Below are 26,810 nucleotides of genomic sequence, written 5' to 3' on the forward strand. Positions count from 1 at the left end.
CTGCACTGCCCTGATCGCATGCCGGAAGCCGTGACGGACAGGGGCCGGCACGACTTCCCTGCGGTTGCCGATCAACCGATCAAAAGATCCTTTTCCTTCTTCCCCGCCGCGAGGGCGGCGGAGAACCAGCGTGGGCGCTTGCCGCGGCCGGTCCAGGTTTCGGTCTTGTTGGCCGGGTTGCGATATTTCGGCTTGACCTTGGAGCGCGGCTTGCGCGACTTGCCGAATACTTCATCGAAGGTGAAACCTTCCGCCTTGAGAAGGGCGTGGACCTTGTTGCGGACCTTGACGAGCCGCTCTCCGGCGAGGTCGGTTTGGCGCTGTTTGGCGCGCTGAATGAGGTCGTTGAGCTGGTTGTGGTTCAGGGTCTTGATATCGATTGCCATGGATTATTCCTGTCATTGCGTGCGGACGGATATTGTCCGGCCGGCGCATTCTGTCATTCCGGGCTGTGGAAATAAACCCGGATAATCCGGTTCAGGTTCGCCGCCCTTCATCGAATGCACATTTAGCTCGTCGAATGTCGGCGCATGGTGGATGGGAATGACGACACCCGGCGATGCTGGTGGTCGGAGCTGCGGGCATGCCGTGCCGCCTTGCCCCGGTTCCTCGAATCGCGGCTGGTTTTCAACGGCCGAAGCGCTTTTCAAAAGCCGAACAGCTGGTCAGCCGCTCCCACAAAAGTCGCGATCGCAGTCCAACTGGAGGATTGCTTGCGCGGTTTCGCATCCCCGTACTATCGTTTCGCAGTTGCATCTCGTGCAGTTGGCCCGGGCGCGGCGTTTCAGGGGGATACACCATGGGTTTGCTCGACGATCTCGAGAACGAGGCGCAGAAGCGGCGCAACGACGATGAGGAAGCGGCGGCGCGCAAGGCCGAGCGCGAGGCGGCTTATCGCACCGTGGTCGAGCCGGCGATGGTGGCGTTGTTCGCGTGGTTGCGCGAGTTCACCGCGAAGTTGAAGGAACTGCGGCCGAAAATCGGCATGCGCCACACGCTGGCGGGTTATGGCGATGTCGTCGGCTATGTCGACCACGAATTCGACTTGCGCGAAGATCGCCAGCCCTCGTCACGCGAGATCGTGCTGTCGTTCGGTTGCGTGGTGGCGCCGTCTGAGTGCCCCAGCGTGCAGGTCGAAGGCACTACGCGCGTGCGGGCGGTGGCGGCCCTGTTCCAGCGTCATCGCCTCGGTGGGCCGCTCGCGGCGCAGAAGGATGGTTCCGGCGAGATGACATCGGCCACGTTCAAGGCCAAGGGGCGCATTCCGCTCGAGGCACGCTTCCAATCCGACACGTCCAGCGGACAGTTGCGAATCACCTTCACCAACTTCGAGGATCTCGGCTCGGCAGTGAAGCTGTTTCCGCCGGAGCGGCTCGACGAGGCGTTCTACGATGAGATCGGCCGCTATCTCCTGCGCGAGCCGAATACGCTGATGCGCGAGGCTTTGCCGGATGACTTCCGCAATGCGCTGAAGGCGCGCGTGCAGGAGCAGCAGGTGCGGCGGCACTGGGAATCTCAGATCGCCGCGCGTCAAGCCGAAGAAATCGCCATGCTCAAGCGCGAATACAGCGTGACCGGAAAGTTCAGCAGGCTCGGTGATGCGATGGGCAAGTTGCGTGGGCTGGTCGGGCGCAAGGGGTGATGCCAAAGCATCGCCCGTGAACGGGCTCCTGCCTTCGTAGGAACCCGTTCACGGGCGATCCGAGACGGCGTCAATCGAACAGCGCGAGCACCTCATCGCGCGTCAGCGAACGGTTCTCGGTTTCGCCGCGGCGGCGGTACTCGTATGTGCCGGTGGCCAGGCCGCGTTCGCCAATGACGACGCGGTGCGGGATGCCGATCAATTCGGCGTCGGCAAACATCGGGCCTGGGCGCAGGCCGCGGTCATCAAGGGCGACGTCGATACCCCGCGCGGAGAGATCTTCGAGCAGGCGTTCCGCTTCCTCGCGCACACGTTCGCTGGCGGCCATGTTGATCGGGCAGATGATGACCCGCCAGGGCGCCATTGGCTCTGGCCAGAGGATGCCGGCTTCGTCATGGTTCTGCTCGATCGCAGCGGCGACGATCCGGCTGACACCGATGCCGTAGCAACCCATGTGCATGACGCGGGCCTTGCCTTGGTCGTCGAGCACGGTTGCGCCGAGCGCTTCGGCGTATTTCTGCCCTAGCTGGAACACGTGGCCGACTTCGATGCCGCGCGCAAGCGACAGCGTGCCCTTGCCATCGGGCGAGGGGTCGCCGGCGACGACCTTGCGCAGGTCGGCAACACGGGTCATGCGCGCATCGCGTTCCCAGTTCGCGCCACGCAGATGCTTGTCTTCGGCATTCGCACCGCAGACGAAGTCGGCGACGACGGCGGCCGAGCGGTCGACGATGACCGGGATCGATTCAGGCAGGCCGGCTGGACCGATGAAGCCCGGCTTGCAGCCGGTCATGCGCACGATCTCGGCTTCGTCGGCGAGCACGAACTCGCCGGGCAGCTCATCGAGGCGCGCAGCCTTTACCTCGTTGACCTCGTGGTCGCCGCGCAGGCAAAGGGCAACCAGGCCTTCGGTACCGCGCACGAGGATGGTCTTGATGCAGCGCTCCGCGGGCACGCCGAGGAAGGCGCTGATTTCGTCGATCGTGCGCTGGTTCGGTGTGTCGACGCTCTCGAGCGTCGCTGCCGGGGCAGGGCGCGCAATGGCCGGCGCGAGCGCCTCGGCCTTCTCGATGTTGGCCGCGTAGTCCGAGGCATCGGAGAACGCGATCGCGTCCTCACCGGAATCGGCCAGCACCTGGAACTCGTGCGAGGCGCTGCCGCCGATCGCGCCTGTATCGGCGTCGACAGCGCGGAAACGCAGGCCCAGGCGCGTGAAGATGCGCGCATAGGTGTCGTACATGTTGCGGTACTCGCGCTGCAGGCAGTCGAGGCCAACATGAAACGAGTAGGCGTCCTTCATCAGGAACTCGCGTGCACGCATGACGCCGAAACGCGGGCGGATCTCGTCGCGGAACTTGGTCTGGATCTGGTAGAAATTGACCGGGAGTTGCTTGTACGACTTGAGTTCCTGGCGCGCGAAGTCGGTGATGACTTCCTCGTGGGTCGGGCCATAGCAGTACTCGGCTTCCTTGCGGTCGCTGATCTTGAGCAGCTGGCCGCCGAACTTCTCCCAGCGTCCTGTTTCTTCCCACAGCTCGCGCGGCTGGATCGACGGCATCAGCAGTTCGAGCGCACCGGCGCGGTTCATTTCCTCGCGCACGACGTTCTCGACCCGCTGCAGCACGCGCAGGCCGAGCGGCGACCAGGTGTAGATGCCGGCGGCGAGCTTGCGGATCATGCCGGCGCGCAGCATCAGCTGGTGGCTGGCGATCTCGGCGTCGGCGGGGACTTCCTTGACGGTGGCGAGGTGGAAGCGAGACAGGCGCATTCGGGGGCGATCCTTTCAATGGACCGCGGATTCTAGGGATGTTTCGATCATTCCCACAACGGCGTAACCGTCCTGTGCGGACGCAGATCAAGGCGCGACGGCGAAGGCAGACTGGCCGTCTGTCGAGCCGGCGCAAGGCTGAGCTGCGCCCGCACAGGACGGCCCCAACCTCCTGATTCCCAATGACGGGGTGACATGCGCAAGGCCCGCAGCGCGCCGTGCGCGACTCGCCCAGGCAACCCGCCTGCACTTCGCCACGCCCACCCCGCTGCGAACCTTGCGGATGTCACGAGGCCATTGCGGGATTGATCAAAGCATCCCTCGTGCACACCTTCGAGATCGCGTCGATTTCAGGGGGGCGCGTTTCGGGGCAGCCGTCCCGGCAGAGTCTTCATGGGGATGGCCTCGCTTGCAGCGCTTGGGAACCACTCCTCCAACGACCGCCCGACACGAAGCACTCCAGACCGGACGGCCCTCAACCGCAGAACAGCGCGATCTGCTGTTGTGCCTTGCCGATGCGTTCCTGGTGCTCCACCTGGACCTCGACCTCGGCATCGGCACCCGGCTTGCTTTGCTGCAGGACATCGAGGTTGCGCCGCGCCGTCGCGCAGTTGCGCTTGATGTCCTCGGGCGAGTAGCCGGCGGCAGCGGCCATGCTCGGCCCCTTGCCCGTGGTTTCCTTCTCGGCAACCTTGTTGGCGTCCTCGGTGCTGGTCACGCCGCCACGCACGACGACCTTCTTGGTGTCCTTCACGTTCGGCGGCGGCGGTTCGTCGGAGAAATGCTTGACGCCATTGGCGTCGGTCCAGGTATAGACCTGCTGGGCGGCCAGCGGGCCGGCGACGGCCAGCAACAGAACCAGGACGGAAATCGAAGGCTTCATGACAGGGCTCCAGAGGGCGGCGCAAGCCGGGGGCGGTTCGCACCCGATTCTGGGCGCACTGGATAACACTAGCGGCCTTTCCTGACAAGCAATTGCGTGGCAAATCGCAGTCATCGGCTAAACTCGGGGCACCCTCTCGGAAGGTATCCAGCGTGGAAGACGCCCCATCCAGCGAGCGCAAGCGGCCGCGAGGCATCTACCTGTTGCCGAACCTGTTCACGACCGGGGCGATGTTCGCCGGTTTCTACGCGATCATCGCCTCCATCGGTGGGCGCTACAGCGAGGCCGCGCTGGCGGTGTTCGTCGCCGGAATACTCGACGGCCTCGATGGCCGCGTGGCGCGCCTGACCGGCACGCAGAGCGATTTCGGCGTGCAGTACGACTCGTTGTCCGACCTGGTCAGCTTCGGTGTTGCCCCGGCTCTGGTCATGTACACCTGGTCGCTGTCGTCGCTGGCGGCCTATGGCTCGTTGTGGGGCAAGGTCGGCTGGGCAGCGGCCTTCATCTACGCGGCCTGCGCGGCGTTGCGCCTGGCCCGCTTCAACACCCAGGTCGGTGTGGTCGACAAACGCTACTTCCAGGGCCTGGCCAGCCCGGCCGCGGCGGTGCTGTGCATGTCGTTCGTGTGGACGGTCGAGAAGTTCGAGCGCTGGTCCGGTATCGACGTGCAGTTCGTCACGCCGGTCATCGCCATCAGCGCCGGTCTGCTGATGGTCAGCAACGTGCGCTACTTCAGCTTCAAGGCCTGGCCGCGCTCGGATCGCGTGCCGTTCATCGTCGGCCCGATCGCACTGCTGGTCATCGTCGCCCTGGCGGTCGATCCGCCACGTGTGCTGTTTGGCATTGCGGTACTGTACGTGCTGTCCGGCCCGGTGATGACGCTGTGGGGCCTGCGCCGCACGCGTGTCCAGCGCGCCCAACGTGGCGAGCGTGGTGCCGAATGAACGCCTTGTCGGCCCCGTCCGACCACGCGGCCTGTGTCACTGAGGCGCGTGCGTTCGCCTTCCTCGCCGATCTTTCCCAGGCGCTGGCGGTTTCGCTGGACCTGCGCCAGACCATCGATGAGGCAGTGACGCGCATCGCCGCCTTCATGGAGGCCGAGGCGGCGTCGTTGTTCCTGCTGGATGACGACGGCATCACCCTCGAATGTCGGGTTTGCTACGGGCCGGTCGACTTGACCGGCATGCGCATCGCCGTCGGGCAGGGCGTGGTCGGGCGCTCGGTTGCCGACAACACCACCCTGATCTCGACCAACGCGCAACAGGACGCACGCCTCGATCGCGCCAGCGACGAAGCCACCGGTTTCGTCACACGCAGCCTGGTTTGCGTGCCGTTGGCAACGGCGAAGGGGCCGATCGGCGCGCTTGAGGTCCTCAACAAGCGTGACGGCAGCGCTTTCGTTGCAGGCGATGCCGAGATCCTGCGCCTCGTCGCCGCGCCGACCGCACTGGCAATCAACAACGCGCGCATGGCCCATGCGCTGGTCGAGCAGACACGCCTCAAGCGCGAGTTCGACCTGGCCCGTCGGCTGCAGAAATCGCTGCTGCCGAAGCGGCGGCGCGATGCCTTCCCGGTGCTCGGCGTCAACCTGCCGGCACACGAGATCTCGGGTGACTTCTACGACTACTTCGACCTGCCTGACGGCCGCGTCGGCTTCGTCATCGGCGATGTATCCGGCAAGGGACTCGACGCCGCCCTGCTGATGGTGCGTGCGGCCTCGCTGTTGCGCTGGATCGGCCAGGACGGCACTCCGCCGGCCGAATGGCTGGCGCGCGCCAACGACGACCTCTGCCGCACCGCGCTCGATGGCCGCTTCGTCTGCGCCCTGGTCGGCCAGTGCGGGCGCGACGGCGGTGCAGTGCATTTCTGCGCAGCCGGTTTTCCGCCGGCCTTGCTGCACCGCGACGGCGGTTTCACCGAGTATGCCTCGGGTGGTCCGCCGCTAGGCATCCTGCCCGGCGTCGACTTCGAGTCACACGCGCTCGACCTCGGCGACGGCGCCCTGTATTGCTTCTCCGATGGTGTCACCGACGTGCGCGACGCCGAGCGCCGCACGATCGGTGCGGAAGGCGTGCGTGCGCTGATCACGCGCCACGCCGGTTCGTCGGGCGGCCCGCGCCTGCGCGCCATGCTTGGTGAACTCAAGCGCATGCACCTGGTCGACGACACTACCCTGCTGGTGGTCGAGCATCCCTCGACGCGTGGTCACGAGGTGTTGCTCGCGCGCCGCTTCCCGGCACAGCCCGAGGCGATGCGCGAACTGCGTGCGGCACTGCGCGCCGCACTCGATGGCGCCGGCGTGGAATCCGGACTGCGCGATCGTCTCGTCCTCGCTGTCGACGAAGCCTGCTGCAATATCATCCGCCACGCCTACGCCGGTTGCGGCGCCGGCGAGATCGACCTGCGCGTGCGCAGCGATGGCAGTCAGCTCGAGTTCCGCCTGCTCGATTCGGCGCCGGTGGTCGATCCCTGCTGCGTGAAACCCAAGCCGCTTGGCGAGATGCGCACCGGTGGATTCGGCGTCGCCCTGATCGACTCGGTGATGGATGAGTGGCAGCTTTGCTCGCGCCCCGGCGGCTGCGGCAACCGCCTCGTCATGCGCAAGCGCATCGAGTTGGCTCCAGCCACGGAGGAAGACCACGAATGAACGCGATCGAGCAGGAGAGTGCAGACGGAACCACGCTGATTCGCCTGCGCGGTGAGGTTGACCTGTCGTGGTCGCAGCAGGTGCGCAAGGCCGTGCTCGATGCGCTCACCTCGAGTTCGCGTGTCGGCGTCGATCTCGCTGAGGTCGGCTACATCGATTCCTCGGGCATCGCCGCCCTGGTCGAAGGCTTTCAGCAGGCGCGCACGCAGGGCCGCGGTTTCGCCCTCGTCGCGGTCAGCGATGCGGTGCGCTCGGTGCTCGAACTGGCACGCCTGGATCGCGTGTTCCCGCTGGTCGATGAAGTTGGCGCGATCCCTGCCGTGACCGCTGCGCCGGCATGGAAACCCTGACCGGCGCCCTCGCCCAGGTCGGTCGCGCCACCCTTGGCGCGCTCGCCGGCATGGGTTATGCGGCGAGCCTGCTGTTCGAGTCGCTGTGGTTCACCGTGGCTGGCTGGCGCATCGGCCAGCCGGTGCGCTGGCGGGCGGTGCTGGAACAGATGCGCCAGATCGGCGTCGACGCCTTGGCGATCGTCAGCCTGCTGGCCTTCACGGTCGGCATCATGCTCGGCATCCAGTTCATCGCCGCGCTCGGCGAGTTCGGCGCGCAGTCGCAGGTGGTCATTGCCGTGGCCAAGTCGGTCACACGCGAGTTCGGAGCGTTGATCACGGCGATTCTCGTGGCCGGCCGCTCCGGCTCGGCACTGGCGGCACGCATCGGCTCGATGAACGTGTCGCAGGAAATCGACGCGCTCGCCGTGATCGGCATCGAGCCGGTGCGCTACCTGGTCGCTCCCGCCCTGATCGCGATGCTGGTCATGTTGCCGGTGCTGACCGTGTTCGCCGATGCCGTGGCGATCTTCGGTGCCGCACTGTACAGCGCGCCTGCGCTCGACATCACCCCGACGGCCTACCTGCTGCAGACGATGAACCTGCTCGATCCGGGCGACGTCGGCCAGGGGCTGGCCAAGAGCCTCGTTTTCGCCATCCTGATCACCTTGATCGGCGTCGGCACGGGTTTCTCGGTCACCGGCGGTGCCGAAGGCGTCGGTCGCGCGACAACGCGCGCCGTGGTCCTCGCGATCTGCTGGATCATCGTCGCCGACATGATCTTCAGCTTTTTCCTCAATCGATGAACGCCGCGACGCCGCTGATCGAGGTCGAGGGGCTCGAGGCCTGGTACGGTCGGCGCCGCATCCTCAATGGTGTGGATTTTCGCGTCGAGCCCGGCGAGATCCGCGTGATCATGGGCGGGTCCGGCTCCGGCAAGAGCACCCTGCTGCGTCACATGCTCGGCCTGAATCGGCCGGTATCCGGCACCGTCAAGCTGTTCGGCAAGGACATCGCACACGCCAGCGAGCGCGAAAAGCTCGACGTGCGCAAGCGCATCGGCGTGTCGTTCCAGGGTGGTGCGTTGCTGACTTCGCTCACGGTCGGCGAGAACGTCGCCCTGCCGCTGCGCGAGCACACGGACCTCGATGAATCGACGATCCGCATCATGAGCCGACTCAAGCTCGAGGTGGTCAATCTCGGCGGCTTCCAGGACCTGATGCCGGCGCAGCTTTCCGGCGGCATGATCAAGCGTGCTGCACTCGCGCGGGCAATCGTCATGGATCCACGCCTGCTATTCTTCGATGAGCCGTCCGCTGGCCTCGACCCGGTGGTTTCGGCAGAACTCGACGAGCTGATCCTGCGCCTGCGCGACGCGCTGCGCATGACCATCGTCGTGGTCACCCACGAACTCGAAAGCGCCTTCAAGATCGCCGATACGATCACCGTGCTCGATCACGGCAATGTGCTGATGACCGGCAGCGTGGGTGACGTGCGCGCCGCTGACAACGAGCGCATCCAGGACCTGCTCAACCGGCGCCCGCGCGAAGTGCAGGTCGACGCCGACGAGTACCTGCGGCGGTTGACCCGCGAGGATGGGTAGAATGATGCGACGCACCGGGGGAGGCGCACGGTGAAACGCGATACGGTCAATTACGTGCTGGTTGGCGCGGTCGTCGTGGCCGGACTTGTCCTGCTGCTGGTCGGCCTGGCCCTGATCACCGGCCGGGGTGGGGCGAGCAGCGACTACGTCGTTCGCTATCGCAACGTGACCGGCCTGCGCTACGGCGCGCCGGTGTTCTACCAGGGCTTCCGCATAGGGCAGGTGACCGAAGTCGTGCCCGAGCGCAATGCCGAAGGCACGCGCTACCGTGTCATCCTCGCCGTGCGCAGGGACTGGGCAATCCCGAAGGACAGCGTCGCCCACCTGACATCCAGCGGCTTGCTCGCCGACATGTCGATCGGCATTCGAGAAGGCGGCAGTCGCGAGATGCTGGCCGCCGGCGGTGAACTGACCGGAGCCGAAAATGCAGACGTGTTCGCCGCGGTCGGTGAGTTGGCCGGTCAGATCAACATGCTGACGCGTGACAAGCTGAACCCGCTGGTGACCCTGCTTTCGCAGCGGGTCGACTCGATCACTGGCACGCTCGACAGCGCCGCGCCAGACATCCTGGCCCAGGCCAATACCCTGCTCGCCCGTCTCAACGATGCCTCTGGTGCGCTTGATGACCTGCTCAAGCCGCAAAACCGGGCCGCCGTCGCCGGCATCCTCGGCAATGCACAGGGCTTGACCGCCGAGTTGCGCGAAACGCGCAAGCTGCTCGACGCGACGGTCGGCACGCTTGCCGACATCGCCGCCGAGAATCGCGGCAGCATGCGCAACGCGACCACCGATCTCGCCACCGTCATGGCCAGCCTGTCCAGCCGCATGGAAGTGATCACCCATCATCTCGAATCGGCGACGCGCAACCTCGACGAGTTCAGCCGCGAGATCAGGCGCAATCCCGGCCAGTTGCTGCGTTCGCCCAAACCCGACGACCTCGACGGGGAGGGGCGATGAAACGCGTGATCCTGCTTGCTTCGTTGGCCTTCGGCGTGGCCGCTTGCGGTCATGTCGCCGAGGTGCCCGACCACAGTTTCTTCCGCATGCCGGCGCCGGCTGTGCTGCCGGTCAGCGCCGAGCAGGTGTTCGACATACCGATCGTCGTCGGCTTGTTCGCCGCCGATGGCCTGTATGCCGATCGCGCACTGATCCATGCCGTCGATGCGGAGGCGCGTGAATTGCGCCAGTACCACTACCAGTTGTGGACCGATCCGCCGACCCGCATGCTGCAACGGCGCCTGCTGGTGGAACTGCGCGAGGCGGCGATTGCGCCGATGGTGATCGACCAGCTTGCCGCCAGCCAGGACGCCCTGCGCATCAGTGGCGTGATCCTGCGTTTCGAGCGCGTGCCGCGACCGGGGGGCGGTTGGCTGGCCGCCGTCGCCCTGAAGCTGCGCGCCGACCGCGCGGACGGCACGCCATTCATCGACGAGGTCTACCGCGCCGACGTCGTCGCCGACGGGGCGCATCTCGTCGCCACCACCGATGCGCTGGCGACAGCGGTCGATGCCGTTTTCGCAGAGTTCCATGCCGACCTCATCGCCCATCCGGAGGCTGGCCGTGCTCGATGACTACAGCCTGCGCCTGCTGGCGGAAATGGGCGTCGAGGTGTACCTGCCGCGCGCGTCGTCCGCCGCGACGATCGTCGATGCCGCACCGCCTTCGGGCGCGCCAACGGCGAACACGGCCGGCGTGGTTTTCGTCTGTCCGCGCGATGCAGGCGGGCGCCTGCGTAGCCATGTGCTGCTCGCCCTGCGCGCGGCCGGCTTGCGCGTGCTCGACGGCGAGGACGTCGATCTTGTCGGTGATCGCAGCGTGGCCGCTGTCGTCGTGCTCGGCGAGGCGTGCGCGCGTGCGCTCGGTGCCGGCCTGCCGGCGCCGCGCCATGCCGAACTGGAATGGGTCATCAGTGGCGAGCCGGCCGCATTGGCTCGCGGCGCCGCGCCGAAGCGTGCACTGTGGGGCGAGATCAAGCGCCTTGCGCGGACCTTGGTTGCTCGCAGGTGATGGCATGGCCGCGAACCTCAAGGAACCTGCCGCAATCCTCCGCGTGATGCGCGCCGACGACCTGGACGACGTCGCGCGCATCGAGCGTTCGGCCTATCCGTTTCCGTGGACCATCGGCATCTTCCGCGACTGCCTTGCTGCTGGCTATGACTGCTGGGTGCTCGCCCAAGGGCAGCGCCTCATCGGATATGGCGTGCTTTCGGTCGCTGCCGGCGAGGCGCATCTGTTGAACCTTTGCGTGGCGCCGACCGAACAGCGACATGGCCATGGCCGACGCATCCTTGCGCGCATGCTCGACCTGGCGCGTTGGCACCATGCCGAACGTGTCTTCCTAGAAGTACGTCCGAGCAACCCGACTGCGATCGCACTCTACGAACGCGCCGGGTTCAACGAGATCGGCCGTCGCCCGAACTACTACCCCGCGCGCGGTGGTCGAGAGGATGCGATCGTGATGGCGATGGAGTTGCTGGGGGTGGGGTAGGAGCCCGTCTGCGCGCGATGGGGCGTTGCGACGAAACGCAAAAGCATCGCCCCTGAAGGGACTCCTGCAGGAATGGATGGAGCCGGATTCGAGGGTATTCCCCCGGCCCTGCATGGCAGGGCCGGGGGAGGGTGGATCAACGCAGCGCTGCGGCGCGCTCGCGGCGTTCGACGAGGCTCATGTCGGCCTGATTGATCAGGCGCAGGTCGCGCAGTTCGTACGGCGCGCGCAGACCGCTCGCCGCAAGCGTGTTCGCGTCAAAGCCGAGCTCGATCGTACCGACGCCGGCATCGAGCCATGCTGCGGCGTGTGCGATCGCGGCCGGCTTCAGGCGGCCGCCGGCATCGGTCGCGTAGAGCACGCCGGCGATCTGGTAGCGGCTTGCATCGGCGACTTCCACGCCAAGGCGCAGGGTGAGGCCGTTGTTCGTGCGTGCGCTCCTCCTCACCTGTTCGATGCTGCCGTCGAAGCGAGCCGAGGCGACGGCGACGCCGAAGGCGGTGCGTGCGTCACGCTGCACGTCGAGGCTGTCCTTGCGTGCCTGGCCGAACACGTGCAGTTCCCACAGGCCTTGCTGGCCGGCGAAGGCAGCGTCGGGTTTGGCAAGGGCGACGAAACTGCCGTCGGCCTGCCGCGTGAAGCTCACGTCCATCGCCTCGCCGCCGGGTGCGCGCACGCTGCCGGCGAGCTGGTCGATCGAGCCCCCGCCCTGCATATGGGCACGGAAGCGGATCGTTTCGCCGGCCAGCACGTTGTCGCGCTCGGCGGACAGGGCGAGGACGACCTCGCTGTTTGGCTCGAACACGTGCACGAGAAAGGCGCTGCGCGCGTTCGCGGCGACGAGTTCGATGCGACCGGCGCCAACCTCGTCGGCCAGCTTGAACACGAGCGTACCGCCCGGCGCATCCATGCCGGCCGCGGCGAGTTCGTCGGCATTGGCGACGCTGCGCAGCGCGTCCTTGCCGGCATGGAGCTGGCCGTTCGCGCGCACGCTGATGTCGGCCGGGGCGATCGCCATGGTGGCGTCGCCGCCATGCGGACTCAGGCGCACCAACGCACCCTTGGCCGTGGTCGACAGCACGAGGCCGCGCTTGAGGTCATCGGCGCTGGCATCGATCCAGTATTCGCGGCTCTCGGCAATGTGCACCTGCGGTCGCGCATCGAGCGCAGCATCGGGTGCGAGCGCCCAGGCCATCGCGGCCGGTGCGCGGTCGAGCGTGGCGGCGACGCTTCGTGCGCTGGTCATCGCCTGAAGACGGGTCGGCACCTGGTCGTCCGGGCTGGCCGGCAGCAGGCGGTTCTGCGCGGCGGCGGCAAGTGGCATGGCGAGCAGGAGGGCAGCGATCACGGTGATCTTTCGGTTGTTCATCGGGGCTCTCCTCACAGGTCCGCGCGCAGGATGTTATGCAGGCCGAAGCAGTCGCGCCGGCTCTGGTTGTGGTTGAGCACCTTGCCGCCGGTGCGCGTGGTATCGCGGAACCACAGCGAACCCGCGGCCTGCTGGCTGCTGCAGTTGAGGAAGCCGTCCGAGCAGCTGGCCAGCCAGTTCTGCGTGATCTCCAGGCCGACGCTCTGTGTGTAGCCACCGCAATAGGCGTTGGAGCTGAACACTCCGGAAGCGACGTCAGTGCCGACCACGCTCCAGAAGCCCTTCGGCAGACTCGGGCGACCACTGGTGCCGTAGAGATTGTTCTGGTTGTACTGCGCCATCCAGCTCACCTGCTGCATGCGCACGGCATCGTTCTTGTAGCCGAGCAGCCAGCCGAGAGCGGACTCGAAGACGTTGCCGGCGATCACTGCATCGGCGAGCGGCGTGCCGGCACTCGAAGGTGCCAACGCGTTGACCCAGCGGATCTTGCTGATGATGTTCGGATAGCGGCTGTCGTAGGTCGGGTTCGACATGATCCAGCGCATCACGTTGCCGCCGTTGGAATGCGTAATGACGACGAGGTCGGTGATGCCGCGGCTGTTGATGAAGCTGGTCAGTTGCGTGGCCAGGCAGCCGGCGGCGCGGCTGTCCCACATGTACTTCGTGAAATCGCAATTGATGACGGTGTAGTTGGCCTGGTTGGTCAGGCCCTGGCGCACCGTGTTGATGATGGTCGGCTGCCAGTAGTCGTTGTAGGCATTGGTCTGCGAACCGGTGCCGTGGACGAAGGCGACGCCGGTGCCGCTGTGGGCGGCGTGTGCACTGGACAGGCCCAGCGCGAACAGCAAGGCGAAGACGTAGCGGAACATGCTTCCCTCCCGGTGCGGTCCGCGTGCGAGCGCGACCGCGGTTGGGCTGCCCACGCGCGTTCGTCGGCATCCGGGCCGGCGGAGCAGGTGGCACAGCGGAGATTCCCCGTTGCGGCACGGCGGACGATCCCCTCCCCGGAATCACCATGCGCGCGGCGAAACTAGTCCCAAAGTGGACTCGGGTCAAACGTTTGTTTCAGTCTCGTGTTCGAGCGGGATGTGGCGGTGCGGCATGTAGATGGGCATGCCCGCGGAGCCGCATGGGAAAAGCCGGCGGAAAGTGCACGCCGGACGGGTCGTGCGGTGCGGCATGGCGGGTGGATCGCCCGTGAACGGGCTCCTACGCAAAAGATGTGCGTCGCAGGAGCTCCCGCAGGAGCCCTATCAGGGGCGATGCTCTTCCCGGACGCACTCAGCGCAAGCCGAGGAAATCCACGCTGCAGATGAATCGCAGTGCGTCGAGCCGCGGCGTGGCGTGCGGGATGGCGGTGCGCAGTGCATCGAGTTCGGTATCGAGCGCCTCGATCTCCTCGGCACGTACGGCCGGGTTGACCCGGGCGAGGGCGATGAGCCGTTCGCGTTCGGCACCGAGGGTGCGCTCGGCATTGCCCAGCGCAGTGCCGATCTCGATCTGGGTGCGCTCGCGCGCCAGCGTTTCGGCATGCGCAAGCATCGGCTTGACCAGTTTGGCCAGTACCGGGCGGTATTTCGCCACGTCGACTTCGCGCTCGGCGGCACGTTGCACGACGTCGCTGGCCGGCGCGTAGTCGTGGCGCGGCAGCAGGCGCGTGTCGACGACCAGGCGGATCGGCAGCGGCGGCAGCCAGCGCTCGACGCCGAGGGCGCGGTCGGCCACGCAGGCCAGCACGAACACGCATTCGAGCAGGGCACTGCGTGGTGGCAGGCTGTCGTCGACGAGGAACGAGGCGTTGCCATGCTCGCCTTCCAGCAGCAGGTCGAGCGCGCCGCTGACCATCGGGTGATCGAGGCGCAGAAGTGGCAGATCCTCGCGCGAAAGTGCGACCGCACGATCGAAGGTGACCTGCTGGGGACCATCCTTGAGGCCGGGAAACCCGTCGGTGCTCAGGTACTCGGGATCGAGCACGACGCTGCGCGCGCCGGTTTCCTCGTTGTCGATGCCGAACTGCTCGAACAGGCGCAGGATGAAATCGTCGCCAGCGACGAAGGCGTCGGCTTCGACCAGCGCGCGGCGCAGCGCGCCGGCATCGGCCTGGCGCGTTCCGGCGAGTTCGAGCAGGCGGTCGCGGCCGCGATCCACCAGGGTCGAGAGTTCCTCGTGGGTGGCGCGCGTCTCGCCGATCAGGGCGTCGAGTTCGGCATCCGCCGCTTCGCCGCCGTGGGCGTGCTGCTCGGCCAGTTCGATCACCCGCATGCCGTAGCGCTTGACCAGTTCGCGGCCGTCGGACGGGCTGGCGCGGAAGGCGTCGAGACCCTGTGCGTACCAGCGCTGCAAGGCGTGCTGGGCTGTGCCCGAGAACGCGCAGGCGTGGATCAGGATGTCGTGTTTCTGGCCGATGCGGTCGAGGCGGCCGATGCGTTGTTCGAGCAGGTCGGGATCGAGTGGCAGATCCCATAGCACGAGGTGGCGCGCGAACTGGAAATTGCGGCCCTCGGAGCCGATCTCCGAGCACAACAGCAGGCGCGCGCCATCGGCCTCGGCGAACCAGGCCGCGTTGCGGTCGCGCTGAACGAGGTTCATGCCCTCGTGGAAGCGCGCGACCTTGGCCCCGCTGCGCGTGCGCAGCGCATCTTCGAGGGCGAGCACCTTGGCCTGGGTGCGGCAGATCAGCAGCAGCTTGTCCTGGCCGGTGCGTTCCATCAGCGCGAGCAGCCACGGCAGGCGCGGATCGTCGGCGTAGCTCGCCTCGATATCGGTCGGCCGCGGCTGCACATCGGCATGGAACTCGGCGAGCAAGCGTTGGCGCTGCGCGTCGTCGAGCTCGTTGCCGTCGAGGGTGGTCAGTTGCGGCACACGCTTCGGGAACCCACCGACCTGGGCGCGGCGGTTGCGGAACATCACGCGGCCGGTACCGTGGCGGTCGATCAGCGCATCGAGCAGGCGCCCGCGTGCGGCTGGCGACGCATCGTCGAGCAGGGTGGCGAGGCCAGGATCGTCGCCGAGGCGCGCAGCGAGCACGGCGCGGTCATCGGCATCGAGCGCGCTGCCTTCGTGCAGGCGGCTGGCGACGTCCGACAGTGCGGCAAAGCCTTCGGCCTCGGCGACGTAGGCGTCGAGGTCGTGGTAACGCGCCGGATCGAGCAGGCGCAGGCGTGCGAAGTGACCACTGCGGCCGAGCTGCTCGGGCGTGGCGGTCAGCAGGACAAGGTTCGGTGTGCGCGCGGCGAGCGCCTCGACGATGCGGTATTCGGGGCTCGCCGCTTCCGGTGTCCACGCCAGGTGATGCGCCTCGTCGGCGATGACCAGATCCCAGCCTGCCTCGATCGCCTGCGTCGCACGCTTCGCCTGCGTACCGAGGAAGCCGACGCTGGCGATCACAAGTTGCTCGTCCTGGAACGGGTTGCGGCCCGGGTCGCTGGTCTCGATCGCCTCGCAGCGCTCCTCGTCGAACAGCGCAAAGGCGAGGTTGAAGCGACGCAGCAGTTCGACGAACCACTGGTGCACGAGGCTTTCCGGCAGCAGCACGAGCACGCGACCGACACGGCCGGTGGCAATCAGGCGGGCCAGGATCATGCCGGCTTCGATGGTCTTGCCGAGGCCGACTTCGTCGGCCAGCAGCACGCGCAACGGACGCCGTGCCGACGCCGTGCCGGCGACGCACAGCTGATGGTCGACGAGGTCGATGCGTGCCGATTCGAGTCCCCAGGCCGGCGAACGCAGTGCTTGCGCGCGGCGCAGCAGCGCTTCGAGGCGGAAGTCGAAACGATCGGCGCGGTCGACGCGGCCGGCGATCAGGCGCTCATCGGCGCGCGACATGGCCTGGTTGTCGTCGAGTTCGGCTTCGCTGAGCGTCTTGCCGTCACCGTGGTAGACGAGCAGGCCATCGCACTCGCCGACGCGCTCGACGACGAAGCTCATCCCTTTGCCGGTGATCTTTTGGCCCGGCCGGAACTCGGCGCGCGCGATCGGCGCACTGTGTGCGGCGTATCGGCGCAGCACGCCGGCGGTGGCGAACAACACCTGCACGCTGCGGCCCTCGATGCGCACCAGCGTACCGAGCCCGAGCTCGGGTTCGGCATTGGAAAGAAAGCGTTGTCCGGGGACGGGGGTCATTGCACGAGCGTCGCATCGCAGGGCCGCGGATTATCCCTCGTTGCTGCCGTGCGGCATAGCGGCGGTGCGGAGCGATCGCCTCGATCACCCCTCGGGGTTCCGTGAAGTGGTTTCGGCCACCACCTGACACCTGTCATGCACGATGCCTGATCGCCGCGACTGCCGGAGCGGTGCGTGTGCGTCGACGATGGCGTCGTCGAAAGGAGGTTGTCGATGACGATTCCATCCGCCCCGCTGTTGGCCGAGCTCGCCGGTGTGCGCAAGCGCTACGCTGCGCAGGTCGCGCTCGACGGCATCGATCTCGCCGTGCATGCCGGCGAACTACTGGCCCTGCTCGGACCGAACGGCGCCGGCAAGACCACCGCGATCGGCCTGCTGCTCGGTCTGCTCGATGCCGACGCCGGCAGCGTGCGCCTGTTCGGGGCATCTCCGCATGAGCTGGCTGCGCGCCGTGGTGTCGGCCTGATGCTGCAGTCGGCCGGCCTGGCCGAGACGTTGAAGGTCGGAGAACTGCTCGACCTGACGCGCAGCTACTACCCGCAGCCGCGCAGCGTTGCCGACTGCGTCGCCCTGGCCGGTCTCGACGGCCTGCTCGGACGTCGCTACGGCAAGCTTTCCGGCGGCCAGCAGCGGCGTGTGCAGTTTGCCTTGGCGCTGTGCGGCCGGCCGCGCCTGCTCTTCCTCGACGAGCCGACCACCGGCCTCGACATCGAGGCGCGCCAGGGCCTGTGGAAAGCGATCCGCGAGCTGGTCGCCGACGGCTGCGGAGTACTGCTGACCACACATTACCTCGAGGAAGCCGAGGCGTTGGCCGATCGCGTGGTTGTGCTCAACCGCGGTCAGGTCGTCGCCAGCGGCAGCGTCACCGAAGTGCGCGCACACGTCGCCCAACGCCGCATCCGCTGTCAGTCGACGCTCGCGGTCGCCGACGTCTCGCGCTGGCCCGGCGTACGCAGCGTCAGCGTGGAGGGTGGTCGACTCGATATCGTCGCCGACGGCGCCGAAGGCGTCGTGCGTCGCCTGCTCGCCGAGGATGCCGCGCTCGCCGAACTCGAAGTGCAACGTGCCGGCCTCGCCGAGGCCTTCATCGAACTGACCCGCGAGGCCGCCTGATGGACATCGCCACGTTCCCCGCGCACTCGAGTGCGCGCAGCTACCTGCTCGAAGCGAAGTACGAATTCATCCGCCTTTGGCGCACGCCCTCGTTCGCCCTGCCGAGCCTGTTGTTTCCGCTGATCTTCTACGTGCTGTTCGGCGTGTTGCTGGCCGGTGGCCGCAGCGGCGGCGAAATCGCGCGCTACCTGCTGGCCACGTACGGCGTGTTCGGCATCATGGGCTCGGCGCTGTTCGGTTTCGGCGTGACCATCGCGATCGAGCGCGAGAATGGCCAGCTCGAGTACCGGCGCGCGTTGCCGATGCCGCCGGGTGCCATGCTGCTGGCGAAAATGGCGATGGCCATGCTGTTTGCCGCGATCACCTCGGTGCTGCTCGCCCTGATCGGTGGATTCGCCGCCGGCGTCAACCTGGCGGCCTGGCAGTGGCTGACCCTGTTCGGAGTCAACGTGCTCGGCGGGCTGCCGTTTTGCGCGATCGGCCTGCTGATCGGCACCTGCGTCGGCGGTTCGGCGGCGCCGGCCGTGGTCAATCTCATCTACCTGCCGATGGCCTTTCTGTCCGGCTTGTGGATTCCGTTGGCGATGCTGCCGGGGTTCATCGGCAGTTTCGCTCCAGCCTTGCCGTCATACCACCTTGCGCAGATCGCCTTGAAGGTGGTCGAGCGCGATGCCGGCGTAGCACTGTGGCTGCACCTCGGCGTGCTCGTCGTGGTCACCGTCACCTGCTTCATGCTCGCCCGCCGACGCCTCGCTGCGGCACGCTGATTTTTTGTGGATTCCTTGCGGGGAAAGCCCTGGAGAACACGATGAAGAAGCACTTCCCCGACCTCGTCCTCGTCGCCGTGCTGGTCGGCACGCTCGCCGCGGCCGCGATCCTGACACCACCGGTGCGCAAGCCGGGCGCGGCGCCAGCACCGACGCCGGCGACGACCGGCGAGCGTGCCGAGCCGAGCGGCCATTTCGCGATCCGCGACGTGCGCGTGTTCGACGGCGAGCAGATGATCGAGCGCGCCAGCGTGGTCGTGCGTGACGGCCTGATCGCACATGTCGGGCCCGATGTGCCGATCGCCGACGGCATCGCCGTGGTCGACGGTCGTGGGCGCACCCTGCTGCCGGGGCTGATCGATGCGCATGTGCATGCCTGGGGCGAGGCACAACGCGATGCCCTGCGTTTCGGTGTGGGTACCGAGATCGACATGCATGGCGACGCCTCGCGCTTGCCGGCGCTGAAGGCGCAGCGTGCGTCGCTGCGCGAGGGTGCCGCTGCCGACCTGTGGGCAGCCGGCACGGCGGTCACCGCGCCGGGTGGCCACGGTACCCAGTACGGCTTCACCATCCCGACGCTCGCACCCGGCGACGACGTGCGTGCCTTTGTCGATGCGCGTGTCGATGAGGGCGCCGATTTCATCAAGCTGATCGTCGAGGATCTCGGTGTCTACAGCGGCGCACCGAAGTGGCCGACACTTGCGGCCACGCAGGTCGCCACCGCGATCGAGGCCGCACACGCGCGCGGGCGCATCGCCGTCGTGCACGTTTCCAGGCAGGTCGATGCGCTGGTGGCGATCCGGAGCGGCGCCGACGGCCTCGCGCATGTCTTCGTCGACGAGACCGTCGGCGCCGAACTCGTCGCGGAGATGAAAGCGCGTGATGCATTCGTCGTTCCGACCCTGTCGGTGACGGCGCAGGGCAGTGGTGACGGCGACGGCAGCAGCCTGGTCGCCGATGCGCGGCTGAAGCCGTTTCTGTCGTCGGCGCAGGCCAACAGCCTCGGTGCGCGCATCGAGGTGATCGCGCGCGACGCGGGCTTTCGCGACAGGGCCTTCGCCAGCGTGCGAGCGCTCAACGCTGCCGGCGTGACCATTCTGGCCGGCACCGACGCCGGCAACCCAGGCACGGCACATGGCGCCAGCCTGCATGGCGAACTCGAACTGCTGGTGCGCGCCGGCCTGTCGCCGGCCGAGGCGCTGGCTGCGGCCACGGCCCTGCCGGCACGGCGTTTCGGCATGACTGATCGTGGTCGCATCGCACCTGGCCTGCGTGCCGATCTCGTGCTCGTCGACGGCAATCCGCTCGACGACATCACCGCCACGCGTGCGATCGCCATGGCGTGGAAAAGCGGTCATGCCGTCACGCGCGCGGCCATCGCCGCGACCGATGTCGACGCGCCGGTGGCACATGCGGCCACCCGCATCAGCGATTTCGACGGCGACAGCATCGACATGGCCAGCGGTGGTTTCTGGCTCGACACCAGCGACACCATGATGGGCGGGGCCTCCGTGGCAAGTCATCGGCTCGTCAGCGGTGGCGCCGCAGGCAGTCCAGGGGCGCTCGAGATCACCGGCGAGATCCGACCCGGCTTCATCGAACCATGGGCTGGCGCGATGTTCTTCGTCGACGCCACGCCCATGCAGCCGCACGACTATTCGGCACGCAAGGAACTCGTGTTCCATATCCAGGGTGACGGTCGCGAGGTGCGTGTGATGCTGCTGTCCGGCCCGACGCAGGAGGCCATGCCGGCGGTCCGCTCAGTGCCCACCGGGCCGGAATGGACCGAGGTACGCCTACCGCTGGCCAGCTTCGTCGGCGCCGACATGGCGCTGCTGCGCGGAATTGCGTTCAGCGCCGGCAATCCGCCGGGTGCGTTCCGTTTCCGCATCGATGGCGTAGAGTTGCGCTGAACCCTGGTGGATGAGGTGAGCCGACCCATGGACACCCTGCGTCACTGGCGCGACCGCCTGATCCCCGCGGCCTATGGCCAGGGCTGGATGCCGTTCTACATGCTCGGCTACCTCGTGTTCCTGTTCATGCCGCTGCTGTTCGACTACACCGGCAACCCGCGCGCTCGCGGCATCGCGGCGCTGCTGTTGCCGACCCTGGCCACGCTCGTCGCGTTCCTGCCGTTGTACTTCGCCACCTATCGCACCCGCGGACGTCGGCAACTGGCTTGCACGCTGGCCATCGCCGCGCTCGGCTACGCACTGACGCCAATCAACCCGTTCGCGAACACCTATGTCATCTATGCCGTCTCGTTTGCCGCATTGCTCGACCGCGATCTGTCCGCCCGCTCGATCGTGCTCGTCGGCGTGCTCGGCCTGTTCCTGGTCGAAATCCTGCTGCTGGGTTTTCCGCTGTTCGTGTTCGCGATCACGGCGGTGATCGGCATCGCGGCGTTCTTCGGCAACCACTACTACGCCGAGAACGCGCGCAAGGGGGCCGCCCTCAAGCTCTCGCACGACGAGGTGCGCCGCCTCGCCGCACTGGCCGAGCGTGAGCGCATCGGCCGCGACCTGCATGACCTGCTCGGCCACACGCTGTCGCTGGTGGCGCTGAAATCGGAACTTGCCGGCAAGCTGTTCGAGCGCGATGCGCACGCCGCGCGCCGCGAGATCGATGAGGTTGCGAGCGTTGCTCGGGACGCGCTCAGCCAGGTACGCCGCGCAGTGACCGGCATCCGTGCGGCCGGCCTCGCCGCCGAACTCGCCTCGGCCCGATTGCTGCTCGAATCGAGTGACGTCGCATTCCGCTACGAGCTGGCGGACGCCGGCCTTGCGCCCGAGGTCGAGACCGCGTTCGCCCTGGCAGTGCGCGAGGCCGTCACCAATATCCAGCGTCACGCGCAGGCGCGGCAGGCCTCGGTCTCGTTGGTGGTGCAAGACGGCATGGCCGTGCTGTGCATCGACGACAACGGTCGCGGTGGTGCGCTCACACCCGGCAACGGACTCGATGGCATGCGTGAACGCATCGAGGCGGTCGGCGGCAGTCTGCGCGTCGATTCGATGCCGGGTCGAGGCACGCACATCGAAGCGCGGGTCGCGCTGTCGCCGGAGGCACGGACCGTGCGTGCGGATGGCATCGTGGGTGCGACGTAGGAACCCGTTCGCGGGCGCTGCTTCTGCGGACCCTTGTCGAAGAGCATCGCCCGTGAACGGGCTCCTACGGGTGATTTTGATTTGTTACCGTGCATGGCATGAACACGCCACAGGCAACCCGCCGATGATCCGCATCCTTCTGGCCGAGGACCAGGCGATGGTGCGTGGTGCGCTGTCGGCGCTGCTGGGTCTCGAACCCGACATCGAAGTCCTCGCTGCGGTTGCCGACGGCGAAAGCGCGTGGCGGGAACTGCAACGGCTGAAACCCGATGTGCTCGTCACCGACATCGAGATGCCGGGTTTGACCGGCCTCGACCTCGCCCAGCGCATCCAGCGCCACGAATTGCCGGTCAAGGTCGTCATCGTGACGACGTTTGCGCGCGCCGGCTTCCTGCGTCGCGCGCTCGACAGTGGCGTGTCCGGTTACCTGCTCAAGGACGCGCCAGCCGAGAACCTGGCCGAGGCCTTGCGCAAGGTCCAGCGTGGCGGCCGCGCGATCGATCCCGAGCTTGCCGTCGAGGCCTGGTCCGAGGCCGATCCGCTCAATGACCGTGAACGTCAGGTGTTGCGCCTCGCCGGTGAGGGCCAGTCGGCGGGCGACATCGCCGCACGACTCAATCTTTCGCACGGCACCGTGCGCAACTACCTGTCCGAGGCGATCAGCAAGCTCGGCGTGGGCAATCGCATCGAGGCCTACCGCATGGCGCGGCAGAAGGGGTGGCTTTGAGGCGATCGTTGCGCTCCGTCGTGCAGGAGCGCGTTCACGGGCGAGCATTTCGACGCATTGGCAAGGAGCATCGCCCCTGAAGGGGCTCCTGCAGCAAGGTGTGATGGCGTCAATCGCCTGTCCACGCCACGCGCAACGGCGCGATCACCGCATCGGCGCCTGCGGATGCGGCGGAGGCGAGCCTGGCGATGCGTTCGGCATCGGCCGGATGTGTCGACAGCAGGGTCGGTGGCGTGGCGGTCGCTGCCGCCTCGCGCGCATCGGCCAGCGCGCGGATTGCCGCATCGGCATCCGCCGCATGGCCGTAGACTGCTTTGAGCGCCGCCAGGGCGAGGCCGTCGGCGCGGGTCTCCACGGCGCGCGAGTAGCCGAGGGTGACCAGGTGCGCGACCTGCGGCAGCAGGCGGCTGGCGTCGCCGCCGAGCAGGGCGAAGGCGAGGGCGATGCTGGCGCCGCCGCCGACTGCGGCGATCGGGTCGCGTTCGCGCACGTGGGCGATCTCGTGGGCGATGACGAAGGCCAGTGCGTTCTCGCTCGGCATGCGCGAATACAGTTCGCGCGTGATGACGATGTGCCCGCCGAGCGTGGCGAAGGCGTTGGCGACGCCGCTGTCGACCACGTGCATGCGCACCTGCATGCCGTCCGGCAGGTCCATGGCGGCGGCGAGGCGTGTGGTCAGGTCGTCGACGTAGGCCACGATCGCAGCCGGCACGGCGGTGCCTTCATCGGCGGCGACGAGTTCCAGGCCCGGCACGCTCTCGCCGACCAGGGCGGCCTCGCTGGCGAATGGCAGATGGCGTGCGAGCCAGCCGCCACCGGCCCAGAGCGTGGCGGCGGCGAACGCCGTGACCAGGCCGAGGCCGATGAGCAGGCGCAGGAACTCGCCAAGCGGGTTCTCGCGGGTGACGTTGACCTCGTGCGGGACCGGTGGATTCTCGTAGCTCATGGTGGCGAACGGCGCCCCCCTGGGAAAGGACTCGCGGCCGCGAGCGGTCGGTCGTGTTGCCTCCGCCGCTCAATGCGCAAGCCGCATCTCGCTGGTATCCGCCGCAGGGGCCTCGGTGCGCGGCGGGATCAGGGCCGTGCCGTAGGCGTGGAATTCTGCCGAGAACAGCGCCTGCGGCCGCGTCGGGTCGCTCATCGAGGTCGTTTCGAAGCGGACGTTGAAGACCATCGTCGCGCCGAGCCGCGCAGCCTGTTCCTTGAGGCGCACGATCGCCTCGCGGCGACCGCGGTCCATGATCGACTCGTACACGGTCAAGCGCCCGCCGACCAGGCTCTTGAGCGCAGCGGCGATGCGCTTGAAATAGTCCTCGCCGAGCACCACGGCACCACCGACCAGGGTGCTGCGCATGCGCGCCGCATCGGGCGGTGGCGTGCGCTCGCTGAACACGAGGATGCGCGCGAGGCGCTTCTCGGCCTGTTCGAGGCGGCGGAAATGCCCGCGTTCGGCCACGCGCCCGAACACGTAGCCGATCACGAGCAGGGCGACGAAGACGCCGACCTGGAGCACGAATTCCATGGCTACTGCACCACGACCGCCGTGCCGTAGGCCATGACCTCGGCGGCGCCGGAGGTGATGTTCGCCGTCGAGAAGCGCACATTGACGACCGCGTTCCCACCGATCGCCCGGGCTTGCTGGAGCATGCGGTCGATCGCTTCCTGGCGCGATTCGTTGAGCAGGTCGGTATAGCCCTTGAGTTCGCCGCCGACGATATTCTTGAGGCCGGCCATGAAGTCGCGGCCGGCGTGCTTGGCACGCACGGTCGAGCCCTGCACCAGACCGAGGTGGCGCACGATGGTGCGGCCGGGGATCGATTCCAGGTTGCTGATGTCCATGATGTCCTTGCGTTGACCTGACCGGTCGGCGTGCCGGCGTGCACAGGGTAGCGGGCTTGTCCGCTGCGGCACAGGGGCGCGACGGCGCAGCGCCTGGCGCCTACAATGCGCGCCCGCATGAAGCCGCTTGCCGTGTGAAGAAGTCCGACTTCCGTTTCGACCTGCCGGTCGAACTGATTGCCCAGGAACCGCTGGCCGAGCGCTCGGCGAGTCGCTTGCTCGTGCTCGACGCGCAGGCACGGACGCGTGCCGACCGTCGCCTGAACGAGCTTCCCGATCTGCTCGCGCCGGGCGACCTGCTCGTGTTCAACGACACGCGCGTGCTGCCGGCACGCCTGCACGGGCGCAAGGCCAGCGGCGGGATGGTCGAGATCCTGCTCGAGCGCGTGACCGGCGCCCACGAGGCGATCGCGCAGATGCGCGCGAGCAAGAAGCCGAAGCAAGGCGCCACGATCGAACTGGCCGACGGTTCGACGATCGAGGTGCTCGGTCGCGAGGGCGAGTTCTTCCGCCTGCGTTTCGCCGCCGACGAGCCGCTCGAGAAGCGCTTGCTGCAGCTCGGCCGCATGCCGTTGCCGCCTTACATCGAACGCGAGGCCGGTCCTGCCGACGAGGCGCGCTACCAGACCGTGTTTGCGCGCGAGCCGGGTGCCGTGGCCGCACCGACCGCGGGCCTGCATTTCGATGCGCCGCTGCTCGACCGCCTCGTCGCGCACGGCATCGAGGTTGGCCATATCACCTTGCATGTCGGTGCCGGCACCTTCCAGCCGATGCGCGCCGAACGCCTCGACCAGCATGTCATGCACCGCGAATGGCTCAACGTGGGCGCCGAGCTGGTCGAAAAGGTCCGGCGCACCCGCGCACGCGGCGGTCGCGTCATTGCGGTCGGCACGACCGTGGTGCGCGCACTGGAAAGTGCCACGCGCAACGGTGCGCTCGAACCGTTCGCGGGTGAGACGCAGATCTTCATCTTCCCCGGCTACCGCTTCTCCAGCGTCGACGGCCTGCTCACCAACTTCCATCTGTCGGAGTCGACCCTGCTCATGCTTGTCTGCGCCTTCGCTGGCCGGGAGTTCGTCCTGGCTGCCTATCGCCACGCGGTCGAACAGCGCTACCGCTTTTTCTCCTACGGCGATGCCATGCTCGTCCTGCCGCGGGTGACATCGCCGTGAGTGCGTTCGAGTTTGCCGTGTCCGCACGCGACGGCCGCGCCCGACGTGGCCGTTTGACGTTCGCGCGCGGCACGATCGAGACGCCGGCGTTCATGCCGGTCGGCACCTATGGCTCGGTCAAGGCGATGACGCCGCGCGATCTCGTGGAGACCGGGGCCGAAATCATCCTTGGCAACACCTTCCACCTGTTCCTGCGTCCGGGCCTCGACGTCGTCGGCGACTTCGGCGGCCTGCACCGCTTCATCGGCTGGGACAGGCCGATCCTGACCGACTCGGGTGGCTTCCAGGTGTTCTCGCTCGCGCACAAGCGCAAGATCACCGAGGACGGGGTGACCTTCGCCTCGCCGGTCGATGGCTCGAAGGTGTTCCTCAGCCCGGAGGAGTCGATGCGCATCCAGCGCACGCTCGATTCCGACATCGCCATGATCTTCGACGAATGCACGCCGTATCCGGCCACGGACAAGGTCGCGCGCGAGTCGATGGAACTGAGCCTGCGCTGGGCACTGCGTTCGCGCCGGGCTTTCGACGCGCTCGAGAACCCGAATGCGCTGTTCGGCATCGTGCAGGGATCGGTGTTTCCCGACCTGCGCCAGCGCTCGGCGGATGCGCTGATCGGGATCGGCTTCGACGGTTACGCCATTGGCGGCCTTGCCGTTGGCGAGACCGAGGAAGAGCGCAACGCGATGCTCGACATCGTTGGACCGATGCTGCCCGACGCGCGCCCGCGTTATCTGATGGGAGTCGGCCGGCCCGAGGACATCGTCGAAGCCGTGCGCCGTGGCGTCGACATGTTCGACTGCGTGATGCCGACGCGCAACGCGCGCAACGGATTTCTGTTCACGCGCAACGGCACGCTGCGCATCCGCAACGCGAAGTACGCGCGCGACACGCGGGTGATCGAGGAAGGCTGCACCTGCTACACCTGCCGCTCGGGCTTCAGCCGTGCCTACTTGCGGCATCTGGACCGCTGCGGCGAGATTCTCGCCAGTCAGCTCGCGACGATGCACAACCTGCACCACTACCAGCAGCTCATGCACGGCCTGCGCGCCGCGATCGCCGAAGGCCGGCTCGACGCCTTCGTCGCCGCGTTCTACGCCGATCGCGACTGAAGTGCTCCCACGGGGTTCTGTTCCGTGTCGCCCGACGCTCGTGGGAGCGGCTCCAGCCGCGATGTTTTACCATCGCCACTCCGCGGCGCGCGTTCCGCACGCCGCATCGATTGCGGACCGTCAGGCCC

26 protein-coding genes are annotated in these 26,810 nt (G+C 67.4%); 17 read left to right on the forward strand and 9 right to left on the reverse strand.

Annotation, left to right across the window (positions count from 1 at the left end):
* Window positions 1-71 precede the first annotated feature (71 nt).
* Window positions 72-386: an H-NS histone family protein gene (locus tag KF907_RS08650; RefSeq protein ID WP_291219785.1), complete on the reverse strand. Its 315-nt coding sequence runs from the start codon at window positions 384-386 to the stop codon at window positions 72-74.
* A gap of 173 nt (window positions 387-559) precedes the next feature.
* Here KF907_RS08650 and KF907_RS08655 point away from each other — a divergent pair, with 173 nt between their 5' ends.
* On the forward strand, window positions 560-1,642 hold the full coding sequence (locus KF907_RS08655; protein WP_291219787.1) for a hypothetical protein: 1,083 nt from the start codon (window positions 560-562) through the stop codon (window positions 1,640-1,642).
* 70 nt (window positions 1,643-1,712) lie between these two features.
* On the opposite strand, the gene KF907_RS08660 is transcribed toward KF907_RS08655, so the two are convergent.
* Together KF907_RS08660 and KF907_RS08665 are read right to left on the reverse strand one after the other, a co-directional pair.
* Window positions 1,713-3,410 (reverse strand): proline--tRNA ligase, encoded by a 1,698-nt coding sequence (locus KF907_RS08660; protein WP_291219788.1) that lies wholly within the window; start codon window positions 3,408-3,410, stop codon window positions 1,713-1,715.
* Between the two features lie 475 nt (window positions 3,411-3,885).
* Entirely contained in the window at window positions 3,886-4,293 is a 408-nt protein-coding gene (locus KF907_RS08665; protein WP_291219789.1) for a DUF4124 domain-containing protein, read from the reverse strand.
* 152 nt (window positions 4,294-4,445) lie between these two features.
* Between KF907_RS08665 and pssA the strand changes: the two genes are divergently transcribed.
* From pssA to rimI, 9 genes are read left to right on the forward strand one after another with little or no spacing between them, the layout of a single operon-like run.
* Window positions 4,446-5,237, forward strand: coding sequence for a CDP-diacylglycerol--serine O-phosphatidyltransferase (gene pssA / locus KF907_RS08670; RefSeq protein WP_291219791.1), 792 nt, complete (start codon window positions 4,446-4,448; stop codon window positions 5,235-5,237).
* Window positions 5,238-5,242: 5 nt separating this feature from the next.
* Window positions 5,243-6,940: an ATP-binding SpoIIE family protein phosphatase gene (locus KF907_RS08675; protein ID WP_291219793.1), complete on the forward strand. Its 1,698-nt coding sequence runs from the start codon at window positions 5,243-5,245 to the stop codon at window positions 6,938-6,940.
* Entirely contained in the window at window positions 6,937-7,290 is a 354-nt protein-coding gene (locus KF907_RS08680) for an STAS domain-containing protein (RefSeq protein ID WP_291219795.1), read from the forward strand. Before KF907_RS08675 ends, KF907_RS08680 begins: the two co-directional genes overlap by 4 nt.
* Window positions 7,278-8,075, forward strand: a complete 798-nt coding sequence (locus tag KF907_RS08685) for an MlaE family ABC transporter permease (protein WP_291219797.1) — start codon at window positions 7,278-7,280, stop codon at window positions 8,073-8,075. The genes KF907_RS08680 and KF907_RS08685 overlap by 13 nt, the downstream gene beginning before the upstream one ends.
* A complete protein-coding gene (locus tag KF907_RS08690; protein ID WP_291219798.1) occupies window positions 8,072-8,872 on the forward strand; it encodes an ABC transporter ATP-binding protein in 801 nt (266 codons plus the stop codon). Before KF907_RS08685 ends, KF907_RS08690 begins: the two co-directional genes overlap by 4 nt.
* 30 nt (window positions 8,873-8,902) lie before the next feature.
* The gene (locus KF907_RS08695; protein ID WP_291219800.1) at window positions 8,903-9,829 is read left to right on the forward strand and encodes an MlaD family protein; all 927 of its coding nucleotides are present in this window, start codon (window positions 8,903-8,905) and stop codon (window positions 9,827-9,829) included.
* Complete coding sequence (locus KF907_RS08700; RefSeq protein ID WP_291219801.1) at window positions 9,826-10,443, forward strand: ABC-type transport auxiliary lipoprotein family protein; 618 nt, start codon at window positions 9,826-9,828, stop codon at window positions 10,441-10,443. The genes KF907_RS08695 and KF907_RS08700 overlap by 4 nt, the downstream gene beginning before the upstream one ends.
* Window positions 10,433-10,879 (forward strand): hypothetical protein, encoded by a 447-nt coding sequence (locus KF907_RS08705; protein WP_291219803.1) that lies wholly within the window; start codon window positions 10,433-10,435, stop codon window positions 10,877-10,879. Before KF907_RS08700 ends, KF907_RS08705 begins: the two co-directional genes overlap by 11 nt.
* A 4-nt stretch (window positions 10,880-10,883) precedes the next feature.
* Window positions 10,884-11,360, forward strand: coding sequence for a ribosomal protein S18-alanine N-acetyltransferase (rimI, locus tag KF907_RS08710; protein ID WP_291219805.1), 477 nt, complete (start codon window positions 10,884-10,886; stop codon window positions 11,358-11,360).
* A gap of 136 nt (window positions 11,361-11,496) precedes the next feature.
* On the opposite strand, the gene KF907_RS08715 is transcribed toward rimI, so the two are convergent.
* From KF907_RS08715 to rapA, 3 genes are all read right to left on the reverse strand, one after another.
* A complete protein-coding gene (locus tag KF907_RS08715; RefSeq protein WP_291219807.1) occupies window positions 11,497-12,729 on the reverse strand; it encodes a DUF4785 domain-containing protein in 1,233 nt (410 codons plus the stop codon).
* Between the two features lie 11 nt (window positions 12,730-12,740).
* The gene (locus KF907_RS08720) at window positions 12,741-13,598 is read right to left on the reverse strand and encodes a hypothetical protein (protein ID WP_291219808.1); all 858 of its coding nucleotides are present in this window, start codon (window positions 13,596-13,598) and stop codon (window positions 12,741-12,743) included.
* Window positions 13,599-14,010: 412 nt separating this feature from the next.
* Window positions 14,011-16,851 (reverse strand): RNA polymerase-associated protein RapA, encoded by a 2,841-nt coding sequence (rapA, locus tag KF907_RS08725; protein ID WP_291219809.1) that lies wholly within the window; start codon window positions 16,849-16,851, stop codon window positions 14,011-14,013.
* A 213-nt stretch (window positions 16,852-17,064) separates the two neighbouring features.
* Between rapA and KF907_RS08730 the strand changes: the two genes are divergently transcribed.
* The 5 genes from KF907_RS08730 (at window position 17,065) to KF907_RS08750 (ending at window position 22,562) form a co-directional block, all read left to right on the forward strand.
* Entirely contained in the window at window positions 17,065-17,964 is a 900-nt protein-coding gene (locus KF907_RS08730) for an ABC transporter ATP-binding protein (RefSeq protein WP_291219810.1), read from the forward strand.
* Window positions 17,964-18,731, forward strand: coding sequence for an ABC transporter permease (locus KF907_RS08735; RefSeq protein ID WP_291219812.1), 768 nt, complete (start codon window positions 17,964-17,966; stop codon window positions 18,729-18,731). The genes KF907_RS08730 and KF907_RS08735 overlap by 1 nt, the downstream gene beginning before the upstream one ends.
* Window positions 18,732-18,772: 41 nt before the next feature.
* A complete protein-coding gene (locus tag KF907_RS08740) occupies window positions 18,773-20,644 on the forward strand; it encodes a CIA30 family protein (protein ID WP_291219814.1) in 1,872 nt (623 codons plus the stop codon).
* Between the two features lie 15 nt (window positions 20,645-20,659).
* A complete protein-coding gene (locus KF907_RS08745) occupies window positions 20,660-21,835 on the forward strand; it encodes a sensor histidine kinase (RefSeq protein WP_291219815.1) in 1,176 nt (391 codons plus the stop codon).
* Window positions 21,836-21,959: 124 nt separating this feature from the next.
* Window positions 21,960-22,562 (forward strand): response regulator transcription factor, encoded by a 603-nt coding sequence (locus tag KF907_RS08750; protein WP_291219817.1) that lies wholly within the window; start codon window positions 21,960-21,962, stop codon window positions 22,560-22,562.
* Window positions 22,563-22,671: 109 nt separating this feature from the next.
* On the opposite strand, the gene KF907_RS08755 is transcribed toward KF907_RS08750, so the two are convergent.
* From KF907_RS08755 to KF907_RS08765, 3 genes are all read right to left on the reverse strand, one after another.
* Complete coding sequence (locus KF907_RS08755) at window positions 22,672-23,508, reverse strand: M48 family metallopeptidase (protein WP_291219818.1); 837 nt, start codon at window positions 23,506-23,508, stop codon at window positions 22,672-22,674.
* A 69-nt stretch (window positions 23,509-23,577) separates the two neighbouring features.
* Complete coding sequence (locus KF907_RS08760; protein ID WP_291219820.1) at window positions 23,578-24,084, reverse strand: YbjQ family protein; 507 nt, start codon at window positions 24,082-24,084, stop codon at window positions 23,578-23,580.
* A gap of 2 nt (window positions 24,085-24,086) precedes the next feature.
* The gene (locus tag KF907_RS08765) at window positions 24,087-24,401 is read right to left on the reverse strand and encodes a YbjQ family protein (protein WP_291219822.1); all 315 of its coding nucleotides are present in this window, start codon (window positions 24,399-24,401) and stop codon (window positions 24,087-24,089) included.
* Window positions 24,402-24,535: 134 nt separating this feature from the next.
* Between KF907_RS08765 and queA the strand changes: the two genes are divergently transcribed.
* The gene (gene queA, locus KF907_RS08770) at window positions 24,536-25,573 is read left to right on the forward strand and encodes a tRNA preQ1(34) S-adenosylmethionine ribosyltransferase-isomerase QueA (protein ID WP_291219824.1); all 1,038 of its coding nucleotides are present in this window, start codon (window positions 24,536-24,538) and stop codon (window positions 25,571-25,573) included.
* Window positions 25,570-26,682, forward strand: coding sequence for a tRNA guanosine(34) transglycosylase Tgt (gene tgt, locus KF907_RS08775; RefSeq protein ID WP_291219826.1), 1,113 nt, complete (start codon window positions 25,570-25,572; stop codon window positions 26,680-26,682). The genes queA and tgt overlap by 4 nt, the downstream gene beginning before the upstream one ends.
* Window positions 26,683-26,810 lie beyond the last annotated feature (128 nt).

This window comes from Dokdonella sp. (genome assembly GCF_019634775.1).
Classification (GTDB): domain Bacteria; phylum Pseudomonadota; class Gammaproteobacteria; order Xanthomonadales; family Rhodanobacteraceae; genus Dokdonella.

Coding starts and splice junctions, on each gene's coding strand:
- KF907_RS08700 (WP_291219801.1), top strand. CDS start 9,826: ATGAAACGCGTGATCCTGCTTGCTTCGTTGGCCTTCGGCGTGGCCGCT.
- KF907_RS08660 (WP_291219788.1), bottom strand. CDS start 3,410: ATGCGCCTGTCTCGCTTCCACCTCGCCACCGTCAAGGAAGTCCCCGCC.
- rapA (WP_291219809.1), bottom strand. CDS start 16,851: ATGACCCCCGTCCCCGGACAACGCTTTCTTTCCAATGCCGAACCCGAG.
- KF907_RS08665 (WP_291219789.1), bottom strand. CDS start 4,293: ATGAAGCCTTCGATTTCCGTCCTGGTTCTGTTGCTGGCCGTCGCCGGC.
- KF907_RS08650 (WP_291219785.1), bottom strand. CDS start 386: ATGGCAATCGATATCAAGACCCTGAACCACAACCAGCTCAACGACCTC.
- KF907_RS08740 (WP_291219814.1), top strand. CDS start 18,773: ATGAAGAAGCACTTCCCCGACCTCGTCCTCGTCGCCGTGCTGGTCGGC.
- KF907_RS08735 (WP_291219812.1), top strand. CDS start 17,964: ATGGACATCGCCACGTTCCCCGCGCACTCGAGTGCGCGCAGCTACCTG.
- rimI (WP_291219805.1), top strand. CDS start 10,884: ATGGCCGCGAACCTCAAGGAACCTGCCGCAATCCTCCGCGTGATGCGC.
- KF907_RS08685 (WP_291219797.1), top strand. CDS start 7,278: ATGGAAACCCTGACCGGCGCCCTCGCCCAGGTCGGTCGCGCCACCCTT.
- KF907_RS08690 (WP_291219798.1), top strand. CDS start 8,072: ATGAACGCCGCGACGCCGCTGATCGAGGTCGAGGGGCTCGAGGCCTGG.
- KF907_RS08655 (WP_291219787.1), top strand. CDS start 560: ATGCTGGTGGTCGGAGCTGCGGGCATGCCGTGCCGCCTTGCCCCGGTT.
- KF907_RS08765 (WP_291219822.1), bottom strand. CDS start 24,401: ATGGACATCAGCAACCTGGAATCGATCCCCGGCCGCACCATCGTGCGC.
- KF907_RS08720 (WP_291219808.1), bottom strand. CDS start 13,598: ATGTTCCGCTACGTCTTCGCCTTGCTGTTCGCGCTGGGCCTGTCCAGT.
- KF907_RS08715 (WP_291219807.1), bottom strand. CDS start 12,729: ATGAACAACCGAAAGATCACCGTGATCGCTGCCCTCCTGCTCGCCATG.
- KF907_RS08755 (WP_291219818.1), bottom strand. CDS start 23,508: ATGAGCTACGAGAATCCACCGGTCCCGCACGAGGTCAACGTCACCCGC.
- KF907_RS08750 (WP_291219817.1), top strand. CDS start 21,960: ATGATCCGCATCCTTCTGGCCGAGGACCAGGCGATGGTGCGTGGTGCG.
- KF907_RS08760 (WP_291219820.1), bottom strand. CDS start 24,084: ATGGAATTCGTGCTCCAGGTCGGCGTCTTCGTCGCCCTGCTCGTGATC.
- KF907_RS08730 (WP_291219810.1), top strand. CDS start 17,065: ATGACGATTCCATCCGCCCCGCTGTTGGCCGAGCTCGCCGGTGTGCGC.
- KF907_RS08680 (WP_291219795.1), top strand. CDS start 6,937: ATGAACGCGATCGAGCAGGAGAGTGCAGACGGAACCACGCTGATTCGC.